The organism is Vibrio sp. 10N.261.51.A4, assembly GCF_041471945.1.
Lineage (GTDB): Bacteria > Pseudomonadota > Gammaproteobacteria > Enterobacterales > Vibrionaceae > Vibrio > Vibrio crassostreae_C.
Map to the genome: position 1 here is coordinate 115,685 of NZ_JBFRPJ010000026.1, position 22,707 is coordinate 138,391.

The window sequence follows — 22,707 nt, forward strand, 5'->3', positions numbered from 1 at the left end:
TTTAAGACTATTGAAATTTAAGGCTTTCAGGGAATGAAAAAGGTATTCATGGTGTTCGGCATTGTGTTGGCTATCGCCGTTGCAACTATCGCAGCGCTGCTATTAAGCCTGCAGACCCAATACCGTGCGGATGTTGCCAACTTTTTTATCAAACATACGATTGAACAACCTGTATTCATTGAAGATGTTGAGTATCAGGCGCCTTATCACATCACCTTAATGGGCATTACCCAAAGCCAACCAGAAAAGCAAACACCTCTGTATATCGACAAGATCGATCTTTGGTTCAGCCCCAGCTCGATGACAGAGGCCAAACTGGTCTTTGAATCTGTTTTGATCAGCGGCCTACAGTTAGAGGAAGACGATCTAAAAACACTGACTTCTTTATTTACCCAACCAAACATCAAGCTCCACCAGCTGGCCATCAACAATCTCGACTTTTCGACGCCAGAGTTTAATACACGAGGCATCAACCTCCAGATCTCCGAACCCATTTGGGGGGACAACCGTTCACTGCTGCCCTATGGCAAAACCCAACTCTCCGCCTCGCAATTGTATTGGCAAGGTGAAGCATTCGATAATCTGTTGATAGACTTAGACCTAAAACCGAGTGATAGCACGCTTTATGGTGCTTCATTTGACTGGCGTGGCGCCAAGATTTCCGGTCAAGCAGAGCAGTATCAACAAGATTGGTCGTTGGTGAACGTGACCGTCGATGGCTTACGACTCAATCAGGAACAGACCCAAAACCTACTAAGCAAAGAATGGGATGTGGCAGGTATTCAGATCAATCACATCAATAGCTTAGATATTCTACGCAGCGACGTAGAGTGGCAAGATGGGCACCTCGCTGCCTTTGATGCCTCACTAGAAAATATCCAACTGCCTTTTGAAATCTGGAAACAACAGAAAGCCATTTTTTCTCTGCAAGCTGAAGGAGTGACCATTGATGATGACATGTTCATCGAGCCAAGCCTCAAGCTCAACCTAGAAACAAACCAGATTCTGATTGAAGATTTCTATACTCAATTCCTGCAAGGCACTGTTCAGCTCAATGGCGAAGTCACCCCTAGCAGCATTGAATTAGCGCAACTCGACCTACAAGGCATCAAGTGGATTACCGAAAACCAAGATAGCCCTCTAGTCGCAGCTCGACTAATACCTTGGCTTACACAACTCCAGAACGTCGAGATTAACCGACTTAATATAGAACGCAGCCAACTTATCCAACTAGCACAAACGCCTTACTGGCAGGTCTCTGGATTACATGTCGAGGGGCATCAAGTTCAACTGCTGCAAGATAGAAAACTGGGCTTGTGGCAAGGGAAGCTGATGGCGAGCGCCAATGATGCCAGCTACCAAAATATTCTCAGCGCACAGCCTGTGGTTGAGATGAATAGCGAACAAGGAAAATGGACGCTGACTCGCCTGTTTGCACCACTCAGGAATGGCTACATTGAAGCCAATGCAACGCTCGATTTTAACCAAATCAGCAAGCCATGGAGCTTAGATATTTCTGCCGATGGGTTACCCATTGCGCCTATGCTGCAGCGACTTGAATTACCACTCGATGCAACCGGCTATGGCGAGTTTGAACTTCAAGCCGCAGGTTTATATGGCGACTCACTGATGCTCGGTTACTCAACCACAGGGCAACTCACTGGCAGCGTTCGCCAGGGTGTGATGACCTTTAATGACAAGCTTTCTGAAACATCGACTGATAACGTGTTTGAAATTCCAGAGCTTAATGCGCATTTTGACCGTGGGCGCTTCACTCTCGAACCGATGCATATTATTGGTGCATCATCAGCAGAGCAAGGCGAACAAAGGGTTCAAACGCTCAATGGCGAGGCTTCTGGAGAACTCGACTTGCTTAAAGCTGAGCAACACACCCTCTCGATTACCCTATCGGACCCATGCCATCAAATCTCAGGAAAGCTCACCCAAGCTGAGTATTCGGAGATTAACGACTGCCAACAAAAAAGCGCCACTCCACAGGAGTAGCGCTTTTAATCAATATCTTACCAAATCAACGGAGTGCTAGATGTGGGCTATTCGCTCACATTAGAATCTGTCGAGAGTATCTTTTTATAATCAGGGATCAGCATATAGGTTCCCGTAAACTCAACCGCTTCCACATCGCCACTGTTAATGGTCACATGAATGATGATACGAGCTTTTCTGCCAGACGCGAGGCGATCTAAATCGCCACTGATCCCATCCAATGAAGTGGATGCGACTGGGTTTTGCTCGACTGGGTGACGATAACGAATATTACTGTCTGCCAGTACGATATCACCGGTCAGCCCGCGTTCTTTCATCAATAACCAAGTCATCCCCCAACCAGTTAAGGTCGCTAAGGTAAAGGCAGAGCCTGCAAACATGGTATTATGCGGGTTCAAGTTGGGATTCAGCTGAGCACTACACTCAAATTGGTAACCCGTGTATTGGTTGATCTTGATGCCCATCTTGTCACTGATCGGGATCTGATGTTCCCAGCGCTGCTGAAGCTCATTACACCACTCAGGCTTGCGTAGAACGTCTGCCATTGGGTCAAGATGCTTAACCATCTGTTGGTGACGCACAGGGCCACGTTGATCGTTAATCTCACCGCGACGTTCAAATTCATTCTTCTCATAGAATGAGATCGCATCTTCACGTGCATTACACACCAAGCGCTTAGCACCCTCTTGGCGAGCCAATGACTCAAGTGCGACTAGAATCAACGAACCCATGCCTTTACTTTGGCGAGATTTCTTCACCGCCATATAGCGGATCTGACCTTCCAGATCTGGGGTGATATACAGACGACCAATCGCCATCGGGCGACCACGACCATCAACAATCATGCGATGGTGACTCATTGGGTCATATTCATCGCGCTCAGAACCTACCGGCATTCGCCAAGGTTCACGGAGCATCTGCCAACGAAAATGGTAATACTTGTTTAGCTGATTTTCGGTGGTTGGTGTTATGAGTTTAAACATGCTTATTCCTTTAAGCCTAAACCTGCAGCCAGAATGTCACTGGGCCATCATTAACCAAAGACACTTTCATGTCGGCTGCGAATCGGCCACGTTCCGTTGGTAACACTGATTCACACTGGTCAGAGAAATAGTTATAAAGACGCTCAGCATCTTCTGGGTGAGCACCACGAGAGAACCCTGCTCGAGTCCCTTTCTTGGTATCGGCCGGCAGAGTGAATTGAGACACCACTAATACCTTACCTTCTACCTGCTTCACGTTGAGGTTCATTTTATCGTCTTCATCTCCAAAGACACGATAAGTGGTCACTCGTTCCATCAAACGTTTAGCTTTGGCTTCATCATCACCTTTTTCTACGCCTAACAGAACCAATAAGCCTTGCTCAATCTCACCAACTACTTCGCCATCAACACGGACGGCAGCTTCACTTACTCTCTGGATCAGTGCTATCACTGTTGTTTCCTTGCTCTGTGATTTTGTCTTTATCCGACGAGTGTACCATTTCTTTCGAGTCACTCCACTGTTCCTGCTCACCCAATGCAGCGGTCACCTCAGCACCCACCAGCACAATCAACCAGCACAAATAAACCCAGACAAAAAGAATTGGTATTGCCGCCAATGCGCCATAAATCAACTGGTAAGAAGGGAATTGAGTAATGTAGGCCGCGAAGCCTTTCTTACTGAGTTCGAACAACAGAGCCGCCACTAGAGAACCTGCAGCCGCATGAGAAAAGTGTATCTTTTTGTTGGGAACCAACAGGTACAGACCGAAAAACGCAAAGAAAGAGAGAATCAAAGGAAGTTTGCGAATCACGGTGTTAAAGGCGCCAGACACCACTTCGTTTTGCAACAAGCTCAATGATGTCACATAAGAAGTGGCTGCAATGCTCGCCCCAACTAAAATAGGTCCAAGCGTGAGCACCATCCAGTACATTGAGAACGACAATACCGCACGTCGCTTCTCATCGACACGCCAGATGTAGTTTAAGTTCTTATCAATATTCGAGATCAGCATCAGCGCTGCAATGAATAAGAACACACTACCGACCGCCGTCATTTTTCCGGTATTGGCAACGAACTCTAACAAGGCACCGTGTACGGCATCCCCAGACGCGGGAACAAAGTTGGTAATAACGAAGTTTTGAATCACGATACCAACATCAGCAAAGATGGAGAATGACGACAAGATAGAGAGCAGAACCGTCAACATCGGTACGATCGAGAGCAAAGTAATGTACGCCAAGTAGCCCGCATTCACGTTGACTCTATCGTGCGTCATTCGCGCCAAAAGATAGCGAGAAAACTGAATACTGAGTGTGGCGACCTTTTTTATCTTCAACTTGTAACTCCCTTGTAACTCGTTCATAGTCCTAATTAATATTCCGTTACTTAACTATAGGAAACTAGGATGCCTTATTTAATAGTTATAGTCCTCTCTATTTTTACTCTTACTGGATGCCAGTCAGCTTATTACTCCGCCATGGAGCAAGTGGGTTACCACAAGCGTGACATTATGGTCGATAGAGTGGAAGACGCTAAAGAGTCGCAGCAGGATGCTCAGGAAGAGTTTACCAGAGCACTTGAAGCCTTGAGTAGCCTGACTAATTTCAGCGGCGGCGACCTTGAAGACATGTACAACCAAATCAACGATAAATACCAAGACAGCGAGAAAGCCGCGCAAAATGTCAGTGACCGCATTGCTGCGATTGAAGATGTGTCGGATGCGCTGTTTGAAGAGTGGCAGAGTGAGTTAGATCTCTACACCAGTGATTCACTGCGCCGCTCGAGCGAGCAAAAGCTTCGTGAAACTAAATCGTCTTACCAAAAGATGCTGTCAGCGATGAAACGTGCCGAGAAAAAGATGGACCCTGTACTCAACACCCTTCGCGACAATACGCTTTATCTCAAGCACAACCTAAATGCGAGCGCTGTCGGCTCGCTGCAAGGTGAGTTTATGAGCTTAGAAAAAGACATCGCCTACGCAATAGAACAGATGAATGCTGCGATCGCCGAATCGGATAAGTTCCTTGCTCAACTAAACCAGAAATAACGCCCGTAGGCACAAATAAAGATAAGCCCGTATGAACCCAATCATTGTTACTGGCGGCCCAGGGGCTGGTAAAACCACACTAATTAATGCCTTGGGTGACATGGGTTACCCGATATTCGCTGAGTCCTCTCGCCAGTTAATCGAACAGCAGAGTCAACTTGAGAACGGTATCTTACCTTGGTTAGACCTTCCAGGCTTTGCTCGCCTATGTTTAACCGTCATGAGCGAACACAAAGACCAAGCCAGTCAGCATCCTGTTGCCTTTCTCGATCGCGCCATTCCAGATATCTGTGGCTACTTGACTCAGGCGAAACTAGAGATAAACACAACCTACCGAGAAGCGAGCCAAGGTTATCACCCCCAAGTGTTGTTCTGTCGCCCTGAGGCTTCAATTTATGTACAAGATGATGTGAGACCTTATCCGTTTGAGGAGGCGTTAGAGATTCACCACGCGTTAGAAAGAGTCTACCAAGAACTTGGTTATGAGGTGGTTGAAGTGCCGTTTATGCCAGTCGAAGAACGGCTTCAATTCGTTGAGCGTTACTTAGGTATCAAAAGCTAGATCCCCAACTCGGTCGTTCCTCCCTCTTGAGGATGACGAAATCTCGTTTAACCGTATCTAAACAAACTAAAAAACAAAAGCCCCGAGCAGCTAGGCTACTCGGGGCTTTCTTATCTACTTAGCTAGAAGCTAGTCAGCTGGCAATTAAGCCTTAGCTGGACGTGCTGCACGCTTACGTTCGTTTTCAGTAAGAAGCTTCTTACGGATACGAATGCTTACTGGCGTTACTTCTACTAGTTCGTCTTCGTCGATGAACTCAAGAGCTTGCTCTAGAGTGTGACGGATAGGTGGCGAAAGAACCTGTGCTTCATCAGTACCAGATGCACGAACGTTCGTTAGCTGCTTACCTTTCAGACAGTTTACTGTTAGGTCGTTTGAACGGTTGTGAATACCGATGATTTGACCTTCGTATACTTCATCCGCGTGCTCAGCAAATAGACGACCACGTTCTTGTAGGTTGAATAGTGCGTAAGTCAGAGCTTTACCAGTTGCGTTCGAGATTAGAACACCGTTGTTACGTTGACCGATTACGCCGCCTTTGTGAGGACCGTAGTGATCAAATGAGTGGTAAAGAAGACCAGAACCAGACGTTAGAGTTAGGAACTCAGTTTGGAAACCGATAAGACCACGAGAAGGCATCATGAAGTCCATGCGAACACGGCCTTTGCCATCTGGAGACATATCAGTTAGCTCACCTTTACGTAGACCGATGTTTTCCATGATGCCACCTTGGTGCTCTTCAAGCACGTCGATAGTCACAGTTTCAAACGGTTCAGTTAGGTTGCCATCTTCGTCTTTCTTGATGATAACTTCTGGACGAGATACAGCTAGCTCGAAACCTTCACGACGCATGTTTTCGATCAGGATAGATAGGTGAAGTTCACCACGACCTGAAACACGGAAACGATCTGGGTTATCAGTTTCTTCAACACGTAGTGCAACGTTGTGTACTAGTTCTTTCTCTAGACGCTCAAGGATGTTACGTGAAGTAACGAACTTACCTTCTTTACCCGCGAACGGAGAAGTGTTTACTTGGAACGTCATTGTTACTGTTGGTTCATCAACAGAAAGCGGAGTCATTGCTTCAACATTGTTTACGTCACAGATAGTGTCTGAAATTTTCAGCTCACCAAGACCAGTGATTGCAATGATGTCGCCAGCGTTAGCTTGCTCAACTTCGTGACGGTCAAGACCTAGGTAACCAAGAACTGTACCTACTTTACCGTTACGTTTTTTGCCTTCTGCATTTACGATAGTTACTTGTTGGTTTGGTTTAACAGAACCACGAGTAACACGAGCAACACCGATAACACCTACGTAAGAGCTGTAATCAAGTTGCGAAATTTGCATTTGTAGTGGACCGTCAAGGTCAACTGCAGGCGCGTCTACTGTATCAACAACAGCTTGGAACAATGGTTCCATGTTCTCGCCAGTTTCGCCTTCAGTCATTGTTGCCCAGCCGTTTAGAGCTGAAGCGTAAACAACTGTGAAGTCTAGTTGCTCATCAGTAGCACCTAGGTTGTCGAAAAGGTCGAATACTTGATCCATAACCCAATCAGGACGAGCGCCTGGGCGGTCAATCTTGTTGATTACAACGATTGGCTTAAGACCGTGTGCGAATGCTTTTTGCGTTACGAAACGAGTTTGAGGCATTGGGCCATCAACTGCGTCAACGATAAGCAGAACAGAGTCAACCATAGACATGATACGCTCAACTTCACCACCGAAGTCCGCGTGTCCCGGAGTATCTACGATGTTGATGCGGTAATCATTCCAGTTGATTGCTGTGTTCTTAGCAAGAATGGTAATGCCACGCTCTTTTTCGATGTCATTCGAATCCATGACACGCTCTTCAGCTTCACCACGAGACTCAAGAGTGCCTGACTGTTGTAGCAGTTTATCAACCAAAGTCGTTTTACCGTGGTCAACGTGCGCGATGATCGCGATATTTCTTAACTTATCAATCTGTGGAGTAGACATGGATTCTCGATTCACTCATAAAAGTAGCCGTCACTTATCTCAAAAGTTTGGATAATAACCGCTAGCTTGATTTAAAAAACGGTCAATAATATACCAGATTCTAGACAAAAACCCAGAAATATGTGATCTGAACCGGGGCTTTTTTCTTTATTAGCGATTCATATCCGCTTAACTTTGATTCAGTACAGTGTTGAACAGCCCAATTCGTAGGACTCTAAAAAAGTATCACCTGCGAGTGGCGAACCAAATCTCCCGCAAAATAACAAAAGTGGATTGACAACTTAGGCAATTCATTGCTGAATGGTGCTCGCTTATGTCTCATATTGGTGCACAGACAAACAATTGCACCAATAAGGTGCGACCGGAGATCATTTTGGTGCAAAAACCAAATTAAGCAAAACCGAAAAACAAGTAAATCATTGAAATTAATGGAATAATTTTTTTGGCACGTTTTTGGCTATAGATAAATCAGCATCGATTAATGCACTTATAGACATTAATCAATGCTAGTTTCAACCGAATCGAGCTAATACCGAATTAATAACACTGGAGGTTATCCAAGATGTCAGTAGAAAATGTACTATCCCTGATCCAAGAGAACGAAGTTAAATTTATCGACTTACGTTTTACTGATACAAAAGGTAAAGAGCAGCATATCTCTATTCCTTCTCACCAAGTTGATGCAGACTTCTTCGAAGAAGGCAAAATGTTTGACGGCTCTTCAGTAGCTGGTTGGAAAGGCATTAACGAATCTGACATGGTAATGATGCCAGACGCAGCATCTGCTGTACTGGACCCATTCACAGAAGACGCAACACTAAACATCCGTTGTGACATCCTTGAGCCTGCAACAATGCAAGGCTACGACCGTGACCCACGCTCTATCGCTAAACGTTCTGAAGAGTACCTACGTTCTACAGGTATCGCAGACACAGTTCTAGTTGGTCCAGAGCCAGAATTCTTCCTATTTGACGACGTTAAGTTCTCAAACGACATGTCTGGTTCTTTCTTCAAGATCGATGACGTAGAAGCAGCTTGGAACACAGGTTCTGACTTCGAAGGCGGTAACAAAGGTCACCGTCCTGGCGTTAAAGGCGGTTACTTCCCAGTAGCTCCAGTAGATTCATCTCAAGACATCCGTTCAGCAATGTGTCTAGTAATGGAAGAGATGGGCCTAGTTGTTGAAGCTCACCACCATGAAGTAGCAACTGCGGGTCAAAACGAAATCGCTACTCGCTTCAACACGCTAACAGCGAAAGCTGATGAAACTCAAATCTACAAGTACGTTGTACACAACGTTGCTCACGCATTTGGTAAAACAGCGACATTCATGCCTAAGCCACTAGTTGGTGACAACGGTTCTGGTATGCACGTTCACCAATCTCTAGCAAAAGACGGCGTTAACCTGTTTGCTGGTGATAAGTACGGCGGCCTATCTGAAATGGCTCTTTACTACATCGGTGGTGTAATCAAGCACGCTCGTGCAATCAACGCGTTTGCTAACCCATCAACTAACTCGTACAAGCGTCTTGTACCTGGTTTCGAAGCACCTGTAATGCTTGCTTACTCAGCACGTAACCGTTCTGCTTCTATCCGTATCCCAGTAGTACCAAGCCCTAAAGCACGTCGTATCGAGCTACGTTTTGGTGACCCAGCAGCTAACCCATACCTATGCTACTCAGCAATGCTTATGGCTGGCCTTGACGGCATCAAGAACAAGATTCACCCAGGCGAAGCTATGGATAAAGATCTATACGACCTTCCTGCAGAAGAAGCAGCTGAAATCCCAACAGTTGCAGAATCTCTACAAGAAGCTCTAGCAGCGCTTAGCGAAGACCGTGAGTTCCTAACAGCTGGCGGCGTATTCTCTGACGATTTCATCGATTCTTACATCACTCTGAAATCTGACGACGTACAACGCGTGAACATGGCTACACACCCACTTGAGTTTGAACTGTACTACTCAGTTTAATCTCCTGTAGAGATAAGCCATTTCTTACTGCAACCTTGTAAGAATCGCTGACTAAATATTAGGCTCGCCTCGCAGGCGGGCCTTTTTTATATTCTCCCTCCCCCCGCTTCCTCGTACCATACTAGATACCAATCGTAGTAAATAACTACTCAGCCTAGCTTGTTAAAACACTCGATAACATCGTTAGGTTTTTTGATTGTAGAATAACTACTTATCGAAACTATTTTTGCCGAGCAGGGCTGCCTCGTTCTCAAGCCTTTTTCCTGCGCTATTTCTGAGCATTAACTTACTGTGATTGGCATTTAACAAAAGCCCTCAGAGGCTGTCGCGCTAAATACAATAAAACCAACGCCAAACGTGAAATCACCTAGCGGTGAAAAGAGGCTAAAGATATGAAAAACATACTGTTCCTAATCGGGTTAACAGTCGCGCTCTCGTGCTCTGCTCAAACGGTGTATACCTGGATAGATGAAGATGGCGTGCTCCACTTTAGTGATAACCCTAGCGCTCAAGATGCCGAGGCTCTTCGCCTGCCAGATGTGCAAGCTTCAGCACCCGCCCCTAAATTTGAGGCCTCAACTCCGGTTGACGCTGCTGCTTCCTCTACAACTAAAACGGCAACGCCAGCCAAAACTCAGGCAGAAACCGAAACCACAAAGCGCGAGGTTCCTACTCAATTAGCCCTCACCATGTTGACTCCAGTTCATGATCAAACCATTCGTAGTAATCGCGGCTTAATCCCGATTCAGATAGAACTCAACCGAAAACTTGGTATTGGGGAGCAATTACAATTGATGCTTGATGGCCGTCGATATGGCGCCCCACAGACCCAGCCTATTTGGGAATTAAAAGGTATCGATCGAGGTACTCACACCATTGCAATTCAAGCACATAGAAGCGGCAAGCTTATTGCATCTACTAGTCCAGTCACCGTGTATTTACATCGAGCGACGCTCAAGTAGGCCAATGTGTTAAAAGAGGCCAAATAACCTCTACTTTTCACCTAATCGAAGCAGCTTTCAGCGACTCTAATGAATTATCTTTAGCTTCTGGTTGATATGCGCCATACTTGAACTTAGCCACGCACCAATTTGGTGCAGTGAGAAAAACACCAGTTCAAGGACGAAATAGTGAATCGATCAGCCAAAAGCGACAGCATAGATACACATCATCTTTCCAGCGCCATTCTCGACAATATGGTGACTTCGACATTGATGCTCGATGAGCAATTGTATGTCCGATACGCCAATCCGGCCGCTGAGCAGCTCTTTTCACAGAGCGCACGACGCATCGTTGATCATCCACTGAGCCAACTTATCCAACACGCTTCACTTGATTTGGCACTGTTGACGCAACCGCTACAAAGTGGCCAGAGCATTACCGACAGTGACGTTACCTTCGTTGTTGATAACCGCCCACTGATGCTTGAAGTCACGGTTAGCCCAATATCTTGGCAGCGAGAGACGCTGTTATTGGTTGAGATGCGCAAGATAGACCAGCAAAGACGCCTTAGCCAAGAGCTCAACCAACATGCACAACAACAAGCGGCTAAGTTGCTGGTACGCGGGTTAGCACATGAGATCAAAAATCCACTCGGTGGCTTAAGAGGTGCGGCGCAGTTACTTGGGAAAATGCTTCCTGATCAGTCTCTTAATGAATATACGCAGATCATTATTGAGCAAGCCGACCGCTTAAGAGCATTAGTCGACCGTCTGCTTGGCCCACAGAAGCCGGGGACTAAATCAGAAGAGAACCTTCACCAGATACTTGAGAAAGTCAGGCAGCTCGTAGAGCTCGAATCGGGTTCAACGCTCGCCATCGAAAGGGATTACGACCCGAGCCTACCGGACATCTTGATGGATTCGGCACAGGTTGAACAAGCGATGCTCAATATCGTGAGCAATGCAGCGCAGATTCTAAAGACTCAAGATTCTGGCAAAATCACCATTCGCACCAGAACGGTGCATCAAGCAAATATTCACGGGCAGCGACACAAACTCGCGGCTCGTATTGAGATCAGCGATAACGGTCCGGGCATCCCCGATGATTTAAAAGACACGCTGTTTTACCCAATGGTCAGCGGACGAGAAGGTGGAACAGGGCTGGGGCTATCGATTTCTCAAAACCTGATCGATCAACACAATGGGAAAATTGATGTTGAAAGCTGGCCAGGCAACACCACATTCACGATTTATCTACCGATTTAGGTCATAAGAACCTCGCTATTGGACAGCGAGATGAAAGGCTTAGCTCGGTAACACAAAGATTAAGACATCATAAAAACAACAATGATTATCACAATAGATTTGGCTGCAAAGGAATTGAATTATGAGTAAGGGATACGTTTGGGTCGTCGATGACGACAGCTCTATCCGCTGGGTAGTAGAGAAAACACTTTCATCTGCGGATATTAAGTGTGAAACATTTGCTGATGCTGAGAGCGTGTTGCTTGCGCTTGAGCGCGAGACACCGGACGTATTGGTGTCTGACATTCGCATGCCCGGCATTGACGGGATTGAGCTGTTGCATCAGGTTCATCAACGCTCTCCCGACCTGCCCGTGATCATTATGACCGCGCACTCAGACCTTGATGCGGCGGTGAATGCTTATCAAAAAGGCGCCTTTGAATATCTTCCAAAGCCGTTCGATATTGATGAAACACTGACTCTAGTCGAACGAGCGATCGCGCACAGCCAAGAGCAGAAACGCGAACAAGCCAGTGAGGTCGCTGAAGACACCAACGCGCCAGAAATCATCGGTGAAGCACCGGCAATGCAGGAGGTTTTCCGAGCGATTGGCCGTTTGTCTCGCTCATCCATATCCGTGCTGATCAATGGTGAATCGGGTACCGGTAAAGAATTGGTCGCTCACGCTCTGCATCGTCACAGCCCAAGAGCTAAGAAGCCCTTCATTGCCTTGAACATGGCAGCAATCCCCAAAGATCTGATCGAGTCTGAACTGTTTGGCCACGAAAAAGGTGCCTTTACCGGTGCTAACAGCGTTCGCCAAGGACGCTTTGAACAAGCCAACGGCGGCACCCTATTTCTGGATGAGATCGGTGACATGCCACTCGATATCCAAACTCGCTTGTTGCGTGTACTTTCTGATGGTCAGTTCTATCGTGTCGGCGGTCACTCTGCAGTTAAGGTAGACGTTCGTATCGTTGCCGCAACCCACCAAGATCTTGAGCGCTTAGTGCATGAAGGCGACTTCCGTGAAGACCTTTTCCACCGACTCAACGTTATCCGAATCCATATCCCGGCACTTCGCGAACGTAAACAAGACATTGAAAAGCTGACTCATCACTTCCTAGCATCCGCCGCCGAAGAGCTCGGTGTTGAAGTGAAGACACTGCATCCTGAGACCATTTTGAAGCTCAACCAGCTCAATTGGCCGGGTAACGTGCGTCAGCTTGAAAACATTTGTCGTTGGCTTACCGTGATGGCCAGCGGCAGCGAAATTCTTCCTTCAGACCTGCCACCAGAGCTGCTAGAAGAAAAAGTGGTGACCACCTCAGGAACTGGAGATAACTGGCAACAACTGCTCGCTAATTGGGCAAAGTGTGCGCTTGATTCAGGAGAAAAAGAGCTGCTAACTTATGCTCTGCCAGAATTTGAACGTATACTGCTAGAAGCTGCACTCCACCACACTAATGGTCATAAACAGGATGCAGCTAAGGTTTTGGGATGGGGAAGAAACACCCTAACTCGTAAACTCAAAGAACTGTACTAGACCTTATATGATTCTCGATGCAGCTACTTTTTAACCAAAAAAGTGTCGCTTGGTTTGAATAGTGTCGGTACAATTACAGTACACTATTCACCAAAGTTGTAGCTAAAGATGTCTTTGAAAACACAAATTACTTTGAGAACCGCAGTGGTTCTGCCATTCGTGATGATTTTTCTGTTCACTATGGGTGTAATGGTTTTCACTCAAAAGCTAAGCTACAAAGAGATGGTGAGTGATGTTAGTGCACGCCAGCTGACATCACTGACTGACAATGTTCATCAAAGCCTGTCTAATTTTTTAGAAAAGCCATTTCACGCCAACCTCTCGCTCAGCCATAACATCGGCTACCACCATCTTTATCAAGCAGGCAATCTTAGTAAGGTCCAAGACTATATTTTTTATACGTTTTCAGACCATTACACTGCTGTACCTCAACTCGATGCGATCGGCTTTGGTTCTGAAGATGGTAACTACGTCGGTTTCCGCAAAGAAGCCAACAAAGGCTACACCTTGATGGTGCAAGACGAACGCACCAATGATCAGCTGGTCATTTACCGTGGCAGCAAAATTAGTGAAGACATTCGATCGGTGATTTCAGGTTACGATCCTAGAATCCGTCCTTGGTACACACCCATTGCGACACAGAAAAAACCGTTATGGTCACCAATTTATGCCAATGCTGACGAACGCCAAGAAATCACCTTATCTGCTCTCGCGCCTATCTATGATGATAACGAATTCAAAGCCGTCGTCGTCAGCGACATCAAGATCAATACCTTCAATGCGTTTCTCAGAAAACTCAAAGATAGAACGGATGCCTCTGTTTACATCATCGATAAACAGCAACGCTTGGTCGCGCACTCAGGCGGAGGCAGTGTCGTTTCATGGGGCACAGGACAAACCAACAAAGGGCAACGCAAACTAGCAACAGAGAGTGCTAATCCAGTCATACGTGAGAGTGCTAGCTACGTAGAGCAATTCCACCTAATCGAGAATTTGGGCGAGCAGCGCTTTAGTTTTAGCCTAGACAACGAACGCTACTTCAACCAAATCACCCCATACGAAGATGAGCACGGGCTCACGTGGTTTATTGGGGTGTCGATCCCTGAAAGCAATCTGCTCGGTGAATTGCCAGAAAATCAAAGAAACAGTTGGTTGCTTGGGCTAGCACTGAGCTGCATTGGGGTCATTGCAGGATTAATTGCCTTTAATCGCGCAACCCAACCCATCACCTCGACAGCGGATGCGGCAAAACGCCTTGCTAAGGGCGATTGGGACGCGAGCATGCCAAAAACAGGGCATATATATGAAACCAGCATGTTGGTCGAGTCATTCAATGAAATGACCAACAACTTAAAGGCTTCGTTTCATGCATTACAGTCTCAACTTACCTATGACTCATTAACCAAGCTATACAGCCGTGAAGGCTTTATTGACGCTGCCAAGAAACACCCCGACAACGAAAAAGGCACACTATATTTGATTGGTATTGATCGCTTCCGAGACATCAATGACAGCCTAGGTCATTACAATGGCGACCAGCTACTTATCATTGCGGCCGCTCGTTTAAGAGGCACACTGCCATCCGAATACCTACTAGCTCGCACTGGTGGTGATGAGTTTGCCATCTACGCGCCAAACGTAACGCAAAGCGATGATGTTCAGCTGCTGACTAACCGCTTACTTCAAACCTTCGCTTCCCCATTTTCAATGGAATCAGAAAGTGTCGTCATTAAGGTATCGATGGGCGTCGTCGGTGTATCTAACGTCCACGACATTGCGCTATTGCTGCGTAGTAGTAGCATTGCTTTGAGCAACGCAAAACAAGACAAAGCTAGTGTCAGCATTTACAGCCCTGAGATGGGTAAAGCATCAAGACATCGCACTAAGATGCTGGCGCGGATGAACCGAGCGATTGAACTTCAACAGTTCGAACCCTTCTATCAACCTATTATTGATCTGGAATCTGGCTCGACCATAGGAGCAGAAGCTTTAGCTCGCTGGATAACGGATGAAGGGGTGATCTCGCCACTCGAGTTCATTCCTCTCGCGGAAGAGAGCGGGCTCATTGACGATATCGGAAAACAAATTCTGCATAAGTCGTGTCGAGATACAGCCATCGCGATTGAGTCAGGAAAATGGAGCAAGGACTTCTCGATTCACGTCAACCTGTCGGTCGTTCAGCTAAGCGAAAGTGGCTTTGTGGAACAAGTAAAAGGCACGTTGCGAGACACAAATCTGCCAGCAAGCAACCTGACACTAGAGATCACCGAATCACGCATCGTCGACAACGACCCGACCATCATCGATAACATGCTGACTCTAAAAGCACTAGGGATATCAATTGCGATTGATGACTTTGGTACCGGCTATTCGTCACTGGCTTATTTACACAAACTGCCATTTGATTGCTTAAAGATCGATCGCAGCTTTGTCAGCAAACTTGATAAAGAGAACCTAGATAGATCCATCGTCGCGGCCATCGTTAACATCACTAAGGGCTTCAAAGTAAGCTTGGTGGCAGAGGGCGTTGAAACACAGCAACAGGCTGAACTTCTCAAGCAGCTGCAGTGCCCGCTTGCTCAAGGCTTCTTATACAGTCGCCCAGTTCCGTTTGACCAATGGCCTACCGACCTCATCAACTCCAAGCAAAGTGCCAAGGTCAAACAAAATACTACTGAGAGTCTCACCTAAGTCAGGCAGAAATCGAATGAGTCAGATACAAAAATGCCAGCATAATGCTGGCATTTTTTATTGTTCTATTCTCTGTCGAGCGATTAGATAACGCGAGAGAACTGCTGCTGGCGAGCCTTTGCACGTAGGTATTTATCAAAACACATACAAATGTTACGGATCAGCAAGCGGCCACGCAGAGTAACACGGATTTCTTTGTCATCGACTTCAACCAAATCATCGTTGATGAAGGTTTGTAGAAGCTCTAAATCTTCTTTGAAGTAGCGATTAAAGTTAACCGAGAACTCAGATTCGATCATCGTTTTATCAAGCTTAAAGTTACAGATAAGCTGCTTGATCACTTCACGACGTAGAAGGTCGTCACTGTCTAGTGCCACGCCTTTCCAAAGTGCATGGCGCAGGTCATTCACCTGAGCGTAGTACTTCTTCAGCTCTTTCTGGTTTTGAGCGTAAGCATCACCGACCATAGAGATAGCAGAAACACCGAAGCCAATTAGGTCAGCTTCACCTTGGGTAGTGTAACCTTGGAAGTTACGATGCAGAATACCTTCACGCTGTGCAACCGCTAGTTCATCTTCAGGTTGAGCGAAGTGGTCCATACCGATGAACTGGTAACCCGCCCCCGTTAGCGTCTCGATGGTATCTTGCAAGATCGCCATTTTCTCTTTCGCTTCAGGTAGGTCTTCGTCTTTAATCTTACGCTGTGCCGCAAACAGCTGAGGCATGTGTGCGTAGTTAAATACCGATAAACGACCTGGTTTCATCTCTAGCACTTGTTTCAATGTTTCAGCGAACAAAGCTTGAGTCTGCTTTGGTAGGCCGTAAATCAAATCAAGGTTAGTTGAGCGGAAGCCTAATTCTTTGGCACGTTGAACCATTGCAATGATGAACTCTTCATCTTGCTCACGGTTAACCAGCTTCTGTACTTCTTTATTGAAGTCTTGAACACCAATACTCAGGCGGTTAAAGCCTTCGTTACGTAGGTGGTCGAGTACGTCTAGTTCAATCTCACGCGGGTCAACTTCGATACTAATTTCAGCGTCAGCGGTGAAGTTAAACTCATCACGCAGAATCATCATCAAGCGAGTGATTTGTGTCTTAGTCAAGAACGTTGGCGTGCCACCACCGAAGTGCAATTGCGTCACTTCACGACCATTCAATAAAGAGGCGCGTTGGCGGATTTCATGTTCAATCACATCAAGATACTCATCCGCTTTATGCGAGTGACGAGTAATGACTTTATTACAACCACAGTAGTAACAAAGCTTGTGGCAGAACGGGATATGCACGTAAAGAGAGAGTGGACGCTCAGGATATTGAGTACACGCCATGTCGTAATCAGCGACGGTAAACGCTTCATGAAACTCCAACGCAGTTGGGTATGAGGTGTAACGAGGTCCCGAATAGTTGTACTTGTTTAAGATCTCTTGATCCCAAACGATTTGCTGATTCGTTGTTACTGGCTTGCTCGACATAGCGGTATTTCCAATTTAGATCCGCGAGAACCTAAGGTCTCTCAAATCATTTTACATACATTAAAATATAGACGGGTTATTTTGCCACACGACCTGTAAGGTCGTTCCAAGACAAAATCAATTTTTTAGACAAAAACTCAGAACTGCTAGCTTGATCACTAACAAAGCGTCGGGATTAACGAGACGCAAAAGGTAAGAAGGCTCATTTAACACTATCTCTAAAGATAAGGTGTCTCTAGAACACCCTGTATTAAACAAGCCTCTATTTTAAAAGTCTTAGCGACTAGATCATCTGAATGTTGATTTGGTTGTTGAGAGGTTTAACCTTCTCTTGCAACCTTTTCAGATCTTCAATGACCGCATCATTCAAGCGAGTCTCTGCCTTATGGCGCGTGAGATTCTGCTGCATGCGTTCTTTCTTCGTCAGTTCCTGTCTTGCCTCTCCGCGCGCCATATCTTTTACGATATGGTACAGCTCAGAAAGAGCAGGATACTCAGAATCAAAATCGACACGCTCATCACCCTGAACATTATCCATAATGATACACACTCGGATACTGATCTCAGGTAAGTCACATTGCCCTTGAATACCCGCTAAGCACAAAGTATTTACGTTTTCGTAAATCGTCGCGTTACGTTTTTCAATGGCTAGTGCTTGATGCTGCTTTTGCAACTCCGTCTGCTTCTTCACTTGAAGTAGAAGGTAACCTGCGTAAGAGCCCAAGCCGAGAATGATAATTCCACCAGCAATTGCTAATAAGGTTACGTTCACTGGCTATTAACCTTTAAAGCTGTCTAAATCGAAATCTTCGAATTGAGATAGCAAGTCTTCGTCAGAGCTCGCTTTCTTCTTAGAGGCAACCGGTGCTTCTTCGAAGATCTCTTCTTCATCGTCTTCTGGCTCTAGTAGACCTAAGCGTCCCATTAGGTGTTCGATACGATCAAGTTTCTCATCAACAAACTTCTGTAGACCAGCACCTAGGTTTTCACCATTTTCGATACGATCTAGGAGTGTGTTCAGTTGAGCGTCATTCTCAAGCATCTCTAACTCTTGTTCGTTAGATAGCTTGCGCTCTTGTTTAGTCGGCTTCTTCGCTGGTTCAACGATCAGCGGAATTTTTTTCTTGCTGCCTAAACGTGGATCACGAGCTTGTGCAGCTTTACGCTGTTTTGCTTCGCTACCATCTGAGTGACGGCTGCCAGACTTAAGGCCTTTACGCTTTTTAACACGCTTACGTTCACGACCTTCAACATCAGATTCACTACGGTTACGAGTAACCATAGGCTCCGGAGCGCCAAGTGCTCCCGGCTTTCTTGATTTCTTACTACGACCCATTACTGCACTTTCCTCAGTAAAATTACATCATTTCCAAAAAATTCTAGTTCGAGCTTATCCCGCTCTGCCAAAAACTGGAATGTTTGACGACTAAAGAAGACGACATGTGTCGGGTCATTCTTGTAGTGCCAACCAGCAAACGCGTCTACGTCTATTACTAGTTTAGTCATAAGACCAATCCAGCCCTTGGGTTTAACTAAATTCAACCATTGCTGCCACACTTTGTCTGGGTGATAAAGATGCTCTATCACCTCCGTGGCAGTCATAAAGTCGTACGTTTTTTCCAACACAGAGGGTTCTGGGTGGTAATAGATATCGTACAACTCCATGGTGTGTCCGGCTTCTTCTAACATAATAGATAGCGTAGGGCCTGGGCCACAACCAAAATCCAACCCGTGTGAGTTAGATGAAATTTTGTCTGTTAGTGGATCCGCGATGCGAGATAAAAAGCGGCGATAGCCTGCATCACTAGGATCGTTCTCATGGAGATCATAGTGTGCTTTTTCTTCTTTTGCTTCTAACCTTTGTTCAGGTTTAACAAATACCAGTTCACATTGCTGACACTGCAGATAGGCTCTGCGTTTGTCTTCAAAATAGTGATTCACGCCTTGGTGATGGCATAAGGGACAAGTATACATAGCACATCCTTAAACAGGGATGCGAAACATACCAGAAACTGAGTTTATAGTGGAGAGGTATTGGGTGTTTTTTCATCAAATCAATAAAAAAAGCGATAGGAAAACCTATCGCTCTCTAAATCTGCCTATATCGGCCAAAATTTGCATACTCAACTTGGTACACAAATCTCCATTTGTTATTGGTGCTTTCCATGCCAAATTTGTTTGTTGTTCATCGTCCTGATGAGTTTTGGCTATCCTTTTCTAACACCTTGTTGCTGGGCTGTCCTAGCCTGATCCATTTCTGTCTATACCGTTAGACTAGATGATCATCCATATCTAAGTCAGCTCCTAGCTGATGGCGGTTACTTTACCGTGTTACAAAAAGACTACAAGAGTGCGACTTCACACTTTTGTACACAAATCGATCACACATTGATAAATCAGACATAAACACAAAACGCATTAATAAAACCAATACAAAAGAAAACGCCCCGACCATTACTGATCGGGGCGTCTCTTCAATCTCGCTCGAACGTACATTCCTTTACTCTGGCTAAGAGCAAGAAACCGACAAATTAGTGTAAACCACCAACGTACTTCGATAAGGTATCAATATCAGCGTCTGTTAACTTTTTAGCTACATCACGCATCATCGCATTCATGTCGTTATTACGGTCACCATCGCGGAATTTTTCAAGTTGAGCCTTGATGTAATCTGCGTGCTGACCTGAAATCTTAGGGAAACCAGAAAGTTCGGTACCATTACCACGAGGGCCATGACAAGCAATACACGCCGTTACGCCGCGTTCTGCGTTACCCGCTGTGTAAAGAACCTTACCTTCATCTACTACATTTTCAGGAGTAGAGTTACTAGAGATAGGTAGAGAGGCGTAGTATGCCGCTAGGTCAGCCATATCTTCTTCAGATAAAGGCATCGCCATTGCACCCATTACAGGTTCGTAACGACCTTGCTTACCACCACTTGTCATACCTAGCTTAAGCTCTTTTAACTGCTTCTCTAGATACTTCTCATGTTGACCAGCCAGCTTAGGGTACTGAGTGATCAGGCTGTTGCCGTCAGCACCGTGGCAGGCAACACATGTTTGTGATTTGGCTTTACCAGCTTCAATACTACCTTGAGCCCATACTGAGCAGCTGGCTAAAAGACTCAAAATTAGCGCTAATTTCTTCATGACATTCCATTATAATTATCAAGCTTCCAGTACCACTCTATGTTGCCACTCATGGTACAATAGGCGACCTTATGCCGAGCACGGTTATTTTACACAAATTCACAAAAAAGTAATCAATCGACTACACAAAGTCGAGATGGAGTTAACAGTGAGCGTAAAAATTCATTATCAAAACACGCATTTCATTACCAGTGCACCTGATATTCGTCATTTACCAGAAGACGAAGGGATCGAAATTGCGTTTGCAGGACGCTCCAATGCTGGTAAATCTAGCGCGCTAAATCGCGTTACAAACCAAAAAAGCTTGGCGAAAACCAGTAAAACACCCGGTCGAACTCAGCTAATCAACCTATTTAAGGTAACGGACGGTTGTCATATCGTCGATTTACCTGGATATGGCTTTGCTCAAGTACCACTTGAGATGAAGAAAAAATGGCAGAAGTCGCTAGGTGAATACCTACAACGACGTGAAAGCCTGAAAGGTTTAGTGGTATTGATGGATATCCGTCACCCAATGAAAGACCTTGACCAACAAATGATCTACTGGGCTATCGATAGCCGCATCCCAGTACAGGTTTTGTTAACAAAAGCAGACAAACTGAAAAGTGGTGCGCGTAAAGCACAGCTACTGAAAATCCGTAACGATGCAAAATCTTTCGGTGGTGATGTTGCGGTTGATGTCTTCTCTTCAATGAAGGGCATCGGCGTTGACCAACTGCGTGCCAAGATGGATGAGTGGTTTGCGCCTGCGCTTGCTGATCAAATCATTGATGAGTTAGCAGACGAAGAGCACAACGACTCAGAGTAGTTCCTCTACTTATCGCTATAGGTTAGAGCACTTACAACACGTGATTTAGCCTTATCAATGCCCCTCCTTATATAGGTGGGGTATTTTTTTGCCCAAAAATGAGTGAGTTAAGCCTAAGTTTTTAGTGTTAAAAATCGGATTTAGCCACTAAAACCAATAGAAGTGAACCATACTAAAAGACACATCTAAATAATCAGAACAATGAGAAAGGAATACTCATGTGGAAAATACCATTGGCCATCATTGCACTTATGTTGGTCTCACTGACAGGGTTTGCCTCTGAAGCAGAACAAGAACAAGCCCCACTGATCAATGTCGATATGACCTTAGACCTCGATGGCATGGAAAAGTACGCCCAAGATGCGAGTGAGTCTCTTGAGGTGATATCGCAATCTTTGCAGGCGATAGTCAACAACCCCAACCTAAGCGACGACCAGCAACAAGCCCTCAATCAAACCGTTGAAAGTATCAATAAGCTTGCGAGCTCCACCAAGACATCACTCAATCAACTACCACAAGCCTTAGACCAATCTCGACTCGCCTTTAAACAAACCAGTCAAATGCTGTTGGATGATGTTCAGACCAAGATCATCATTGCGTTAGCGGCCGTTATCGCCGTCATTATTATCGCTTTGACCGCTATCTATCTGCTTATCCTGAAACCCATGCAGCAAACCTTGGTAAAAGCGACCAACAATATCTCTTCGATGGCACAATCCATCCAGATCACCGCCGAAGCACTGAAATACAGCACCGAGAAGCAACAGAAAATCATGGATTACATTGAGCATTCACCGACTCAATACACTGATAAATAAGGCGTGAGCCATCAATCCTTTATCGATAACTTGTAAAATAAAAGTTATTTCAAGTGATAAAACAATCGACTTAGAGACGGATTTAAATTACCAAAAGCTGATCGAATTCCAGATCTAAGGCAAATCAGGGGCTTATCACTGTGCTTGAGAAAGTGTAATAAAAGGCACTAAAAATGAGAGGTTTTACGGGGGAATGGTAGGTTGGAAATATTTTTCTTTCGCACAAGAAAAAACGCCCCAGTCAAATACTGACTGGGGCGGCTGAATCAGCCTAATCCAATAACGTGAAACAAAAGGTCTGAAAGATAGAACATCTTACCTCTGTACCCTACAAGATTTAATGTACAACAATTGCTCAGAAATGAAAACAATTTTTGTAGTTTTTTTTCATGAATGTTTTATTAAAACATCTAAGTTCTTTTCACAGCTTATCTTTATTCGAGACAAAAAAAAGCCAGTGTTTGTGCACTGGCTCATACTAATTT

Annotated in this window: 19 protein-coding genes; 10 read left to right on the forward strand and 9 right to left on the reverse strand. The window is 45.4% G+C overall.

Translation table 11 applies throughout. The features are described 5' to 3' along the window. Positions 1–33 precede the first annotated feature (33 nt). Positions 34–2,004, forward strand: a complete 1,971-nt coding sequence (locus AB4384_RS07040) for an AsmA family protein (RefSeq protein WP_372129197.1) — start codon at positions 34–36, stop codon at positions 2,002–2,004. Between the two features lie 47 nt (positions 2,005–2,051). On the opposite strand, the gene AB4384_RS07045 is transcribed toward AB4384_RS07040, so the two are convergent. The 3 genes from AB4384_RS07045 to AB4384_RS07055 are packed head-to-tail and all read right to left on the reverse strand — an operon-like array spanning position 2,052 to position 4,351. Next, a complete protein-coding gene (locus tag AB4384_RS07045; RefSeq protein ID WP_102394592.1) occupies positions 2,052–2,987 on the reverse strand; it encodes a bifunctional GNAT family N-acetyltransferase/hotdog fold thioesterase in 936 nt (311 codons plus the stop codon). A gap of 16 nt (positions 2,988–3,003) precedes the next feature. Next, the gene (dtd, locus tag AB4384_RS07050) at positions 3,004–3,438 is read right to left on the reverse strand and encodes a D-aminoacyl-tRNA deacylase (RefSeq protein ID WP_004735590.1); all 435 of its coding nucleotides are present in this window, start codon (positions 3,436–3,438) and stop codon (positions 3,004–3,006) included. Next, the gene (locus AB4384_RS07055) at positions 3,410–4,351 is read right to left on the reverse strand and encodes a virulence factor BrkB family protein (protein WP_019826491.1); all 942 of its coding nucleotides are present in this window, start codon (positions 4,349–4,351) and stop codon (positions 3,410–3,412) included. Before AB4384_RS07055 ends, dtd begins: the two co-directional genes overlap by 29 nt. 42 nt (positions 4,352–4,393) lie before the next feature. Between AB4384_RS07055 and AB4384_RS07060 the strand changes: the two genes are divergently transcribed. After that, complete coding sequence (locus AB4384_RS07060; protein ID WP_372129199.1) at positions 4,394–5,035, forward strand: DUF2959 domain-containing protein; 642 nt, start codon at positions 4,394–4,396, stop codon at positions 5,033–5,035. A 31-nt stretch (positions 5,036–5,066) separates the two neighbouring features. Further along, positions 5,067–5,597, forward strand: coding sequence for an AAA family ATPase (locus AB4384_RS07065; RefSeq protein WP_372129201.1), 531 nt, complete (start codon positions 5,067–5,069; stop codon positions 5,595–5,597). Between the two features lie 144 nt (positions 5,598–5,741). Here AB4384_RS07065 and typA read toward each other — a convergent pair whose 3' ends face one another. Continuing rightward, positions 5,742–7,577, reverse strand: a complete 1,836-nt coding sequence (gene typA, locus AB4384_RS07070) for a translational GTPase TypA (RefSeq protein ID WP_017059220.1) — start codon at positions 7,575–7,577, stop codon at positions 5,742–5,744. Positions 7,578–8,139: 562 nt separating this feature from the next. Here typA and glnA point away from each other — a divergent pair. The 5 genes from glnA (at position 8,140) to AB4384_RS07095 (ending at position 15,972) form a co-directional block, all read left to right on the forward strand. Beyond that, entirely contained in the window at positions 8,140–9,549 is a 1,410-nt protein-coding gene (gene glnA, locus AB4384_RS07075; RefSeq protein WP_017059221.1) for a glutamate--ammonia ligase, read from the forward strand. A 392-nt stretch (positions 9,550–9,941) separates the two neighbouring features. Beyond that, positions 9,942–10,511: a DUF4124 domain-containing protein gene (locus tag AB4384_RS07080; protein WP_017059222.1), complete on the forward strand. Its 570-nt coding sequence runs from the start codon at positions 9,942–9,944 to the stop codon at positions 10,509–10,511. A 168-nt stretch (positions 10,512–10,679) separates the two neighbouring features. Beyond that, positions 10,680–11,756: a nitrogen regulation protein NR(II) gene (glnL, locus tag AB4384_RS07085; protein WP_019826501.1), complete on the forward strand. Its 1,077-nt coding sequence runs from the start codon at positions 10,680–10,682 to the stop codon at positions 11,754–11,756. Positions 11,757–11,877: 121 nt separating this feature from the next. After that, on the forward strand, positions 11,878–13,281 hold the full coding sequence (glnG, locus tag AB4384_RS07090) for a nitrogen regulation protein NR(I) (protein ID WP_017059224.1): 1,404 nt from the start codon (positions 11,878–11,880) through the stop codon (positions 13,279–13,281). 108 nt (positions 13,282–13,389) lie between these two features. Further along, positions 13,390–15,972: an EAL domain-containing protein gene (locus AB4384_RS07095; RefSeq protein ID WP_372129203.1), complete on the forward strand. Its 2,583-nt coding sequence runs from the start codon at positions 13,390–13,392 to the stop codon at positions 15,970–15,972. Between the two features lie 83 nt (positions 15,973–16,055). On the opposite strand, the gene hemN is transcribed toward AB4384_RS07095, so the two are convergent. The 5 genes from hemN to AB4384_RS07120 form a co-directional block, all read right to left on the reverse strand. Beyond that, complete coding sequence (hemN, locus tag AB4384_RS07100; RefSeq protein ID WP_102320569.1) at positions 16,056–17,447, reverse strand: oxygen-independent coproporphyrinogen III oxidase; 1,392 nt, start codon at positions 17,445–17,447, stop codon at positions 16,056–16,058. Between the two features lie 283 nt (positions 17,448–17,730). After that, positions 17,731–18,219, reverse strand: coding sequence for a DUF2489 domain-containing protein (locus tag AB4384_RS07105; protein ID WP_017060164.1), 489 nt, complete (start codon positions 18,217–18,219; stop codon positions 17,731–17,733). A gap of 6 nt (positions 18,220–18,225) precedes the next feature. Then, entirely contained in the window at positions 18,226–18,783 is a 558-nt protein-coding gene (gene yihI, locus AB4384_RS07110; RefSeq protein ID WP_017060163.1) for a Der GTPase-activating protein YihI, read from the reverse strand. After that, positions 18,783–19,421, reverse strand: coding sequence for a class I SAM-dependent methyltransferase (locus AB4384_RS07115; RefSeq protein ID WP_010433503.1), 639 nt, complete (start codon positions 19,419–19,421; stop codon positions 18,783–18,785). The genes yihI and AB4384_RS07115 overlap by 1 nt, the downstream gene beginning before the upstream one ends. 557 nt (positions 19,422–19,978) lie before the next feature. Further along, positions 19,979–20,596 carry a cytochrome c gene (locus AB4384_RS07120; protein ID WP_012602993.1) on the reverse strand — a complete coding sequence of 206 codons (618 nt, stop codon included), beginning with the start codon at positions 20,594–20,596 and terminating at the stop codon, positions 19,979–19,981. Positions 20,597–20,744: 148 nt separating this feature from the next. Between AB4384_RS07120 and yihA the strand changes: the two genes are divergently transcribed. Together yihA and AB4384_RS07130 are read left to right on the forward strand one after the other, a co-directional pair. Continuing rightward, entirely contained in the window at positions 20,745–21,404 is a 660-nt protein-coding gene (gene yihA, locus AB4384_RS07125; RefSeq protein ID WP_017060162.1) for a ribosome biogenesis GTP-binding protein YihA/YsxC, read from the forward strand. A gap of 218 nt (positions 21,405–21,622) precedes the next feature. Further along, positions 21,623–22,222: a GTP-binding protein gene (locus AB4384_RS07130; protein ID WP_137002245.1), complete on the forward strand. Its 600-nt coding sequence runs from the start codon at positions 21,623–21,625 to the stop codon at positions 22,220–22,222. Positions 22,223–22,707 lie beyond the last annotated feature (485 nt).

Bases quoted from the DNA above. Each gene is read 5' to 3' on its own strand.
- AB4384_RS07040 (WP_372129197.1), top strand. From the start codon at position 34: ATGAAAAAGGTATTCATGGTGTTCGGCATTGTGTTGGCTATCGCCGTT.
- AB4384_RS07045 (WP_102394592.1), bottom strand. From the start codon at position 2,987: ATGTTTAAACTCATAACACCAACCACCGAAAATCAGCTAAACAAGTAT.
- AB4384_RS07055 (WP_019826491.1), bottom strand. From the start codon at position 4,351: ATGAACGAGTTACAAGGGAGTTACAAGTTGAAGATAAAAAAGGTCGCC.
- AB4384_RS07060 (WP_372129199.1), top strand. From the start codon at position 4,394: ATGCCTTATTTAATAGTTATAGTCCTCTCTATTTTTACTCTTACTGGA.
- AB4384_RS07065 (WP_372129201.1), top strand. From the start codon at position 5,067: ATGAACCCAATCATTGTTACTGGCGGCCCAGGGGCTGGTAAAACCACA.
- typA (WP_017059220.1), bottom strand. From the start codon at position 7,577: ATGTCTACTCCACAGATTGATAAGTTAAGAAATATCGCGATCATCGCG.
- glnA (WP_017059221.1), top strand. From the start codon at position 8,140: ATGTCAGTAGAAAATGTACTATCCCTGATCCAAGAGAACGAAGTTAAA.
- AB4384_RS07080 (WP_017059222.1), top strand. From the start codon at position 9,942: ATGAAAAACATACTGTTCCTAATCGGGTTAACAGTCGCGCTCTCGTGC.
- glnG (WP_017059224.1), top strand. From the start codon at position 11,878: ATGAGTAAGGGATACGTTTGGGTCGTCGATGACGACAGCTCTATCCGC.
- AB4384_RS07095 (WP_372129203.1), top strand. From the start codon at position 13,390: ATGTCTTTGAAAACACAAATTACTTTGAGAACCGCAGTGGTTCTGCCA.
- hemN (WP_102320569.1), bottom strand. From the start codon at position 17,447: ATGTCGAGCAAGCCAGTAACAACGAATCAGCAAATCGTTTGGGATCAA.
- yihI (WP_017060163.1), bottom strand. From the start codon at position 18,783: ATGGGTCGTAGTAAGAAATCAAGAAAGCCGGGAGCACTTGGCGCTCCG.
- AB4384_RS07115 (WP_010433503.1), bottom strand. From the start codon at position 19,421: ATGTATACTTGTCCCTTATGCCATCACCAAGGCGTGAATCACTATTTT.
- AB4384_RS07120 (WP_012602993.1), bottom strand. From the start codon at position 20,596: ATGAAGAAATTAGCGCTAATTTTGAGTCTTTTAGCCAGCTGCTCAGTA.
- AB4384_RS07130 (WP_137002245.1), top strand. From the start codon at position 21,623: ATGTGGAAAATACCATTGGCCATCATTGCACTTATGTTGGTCTCACTG.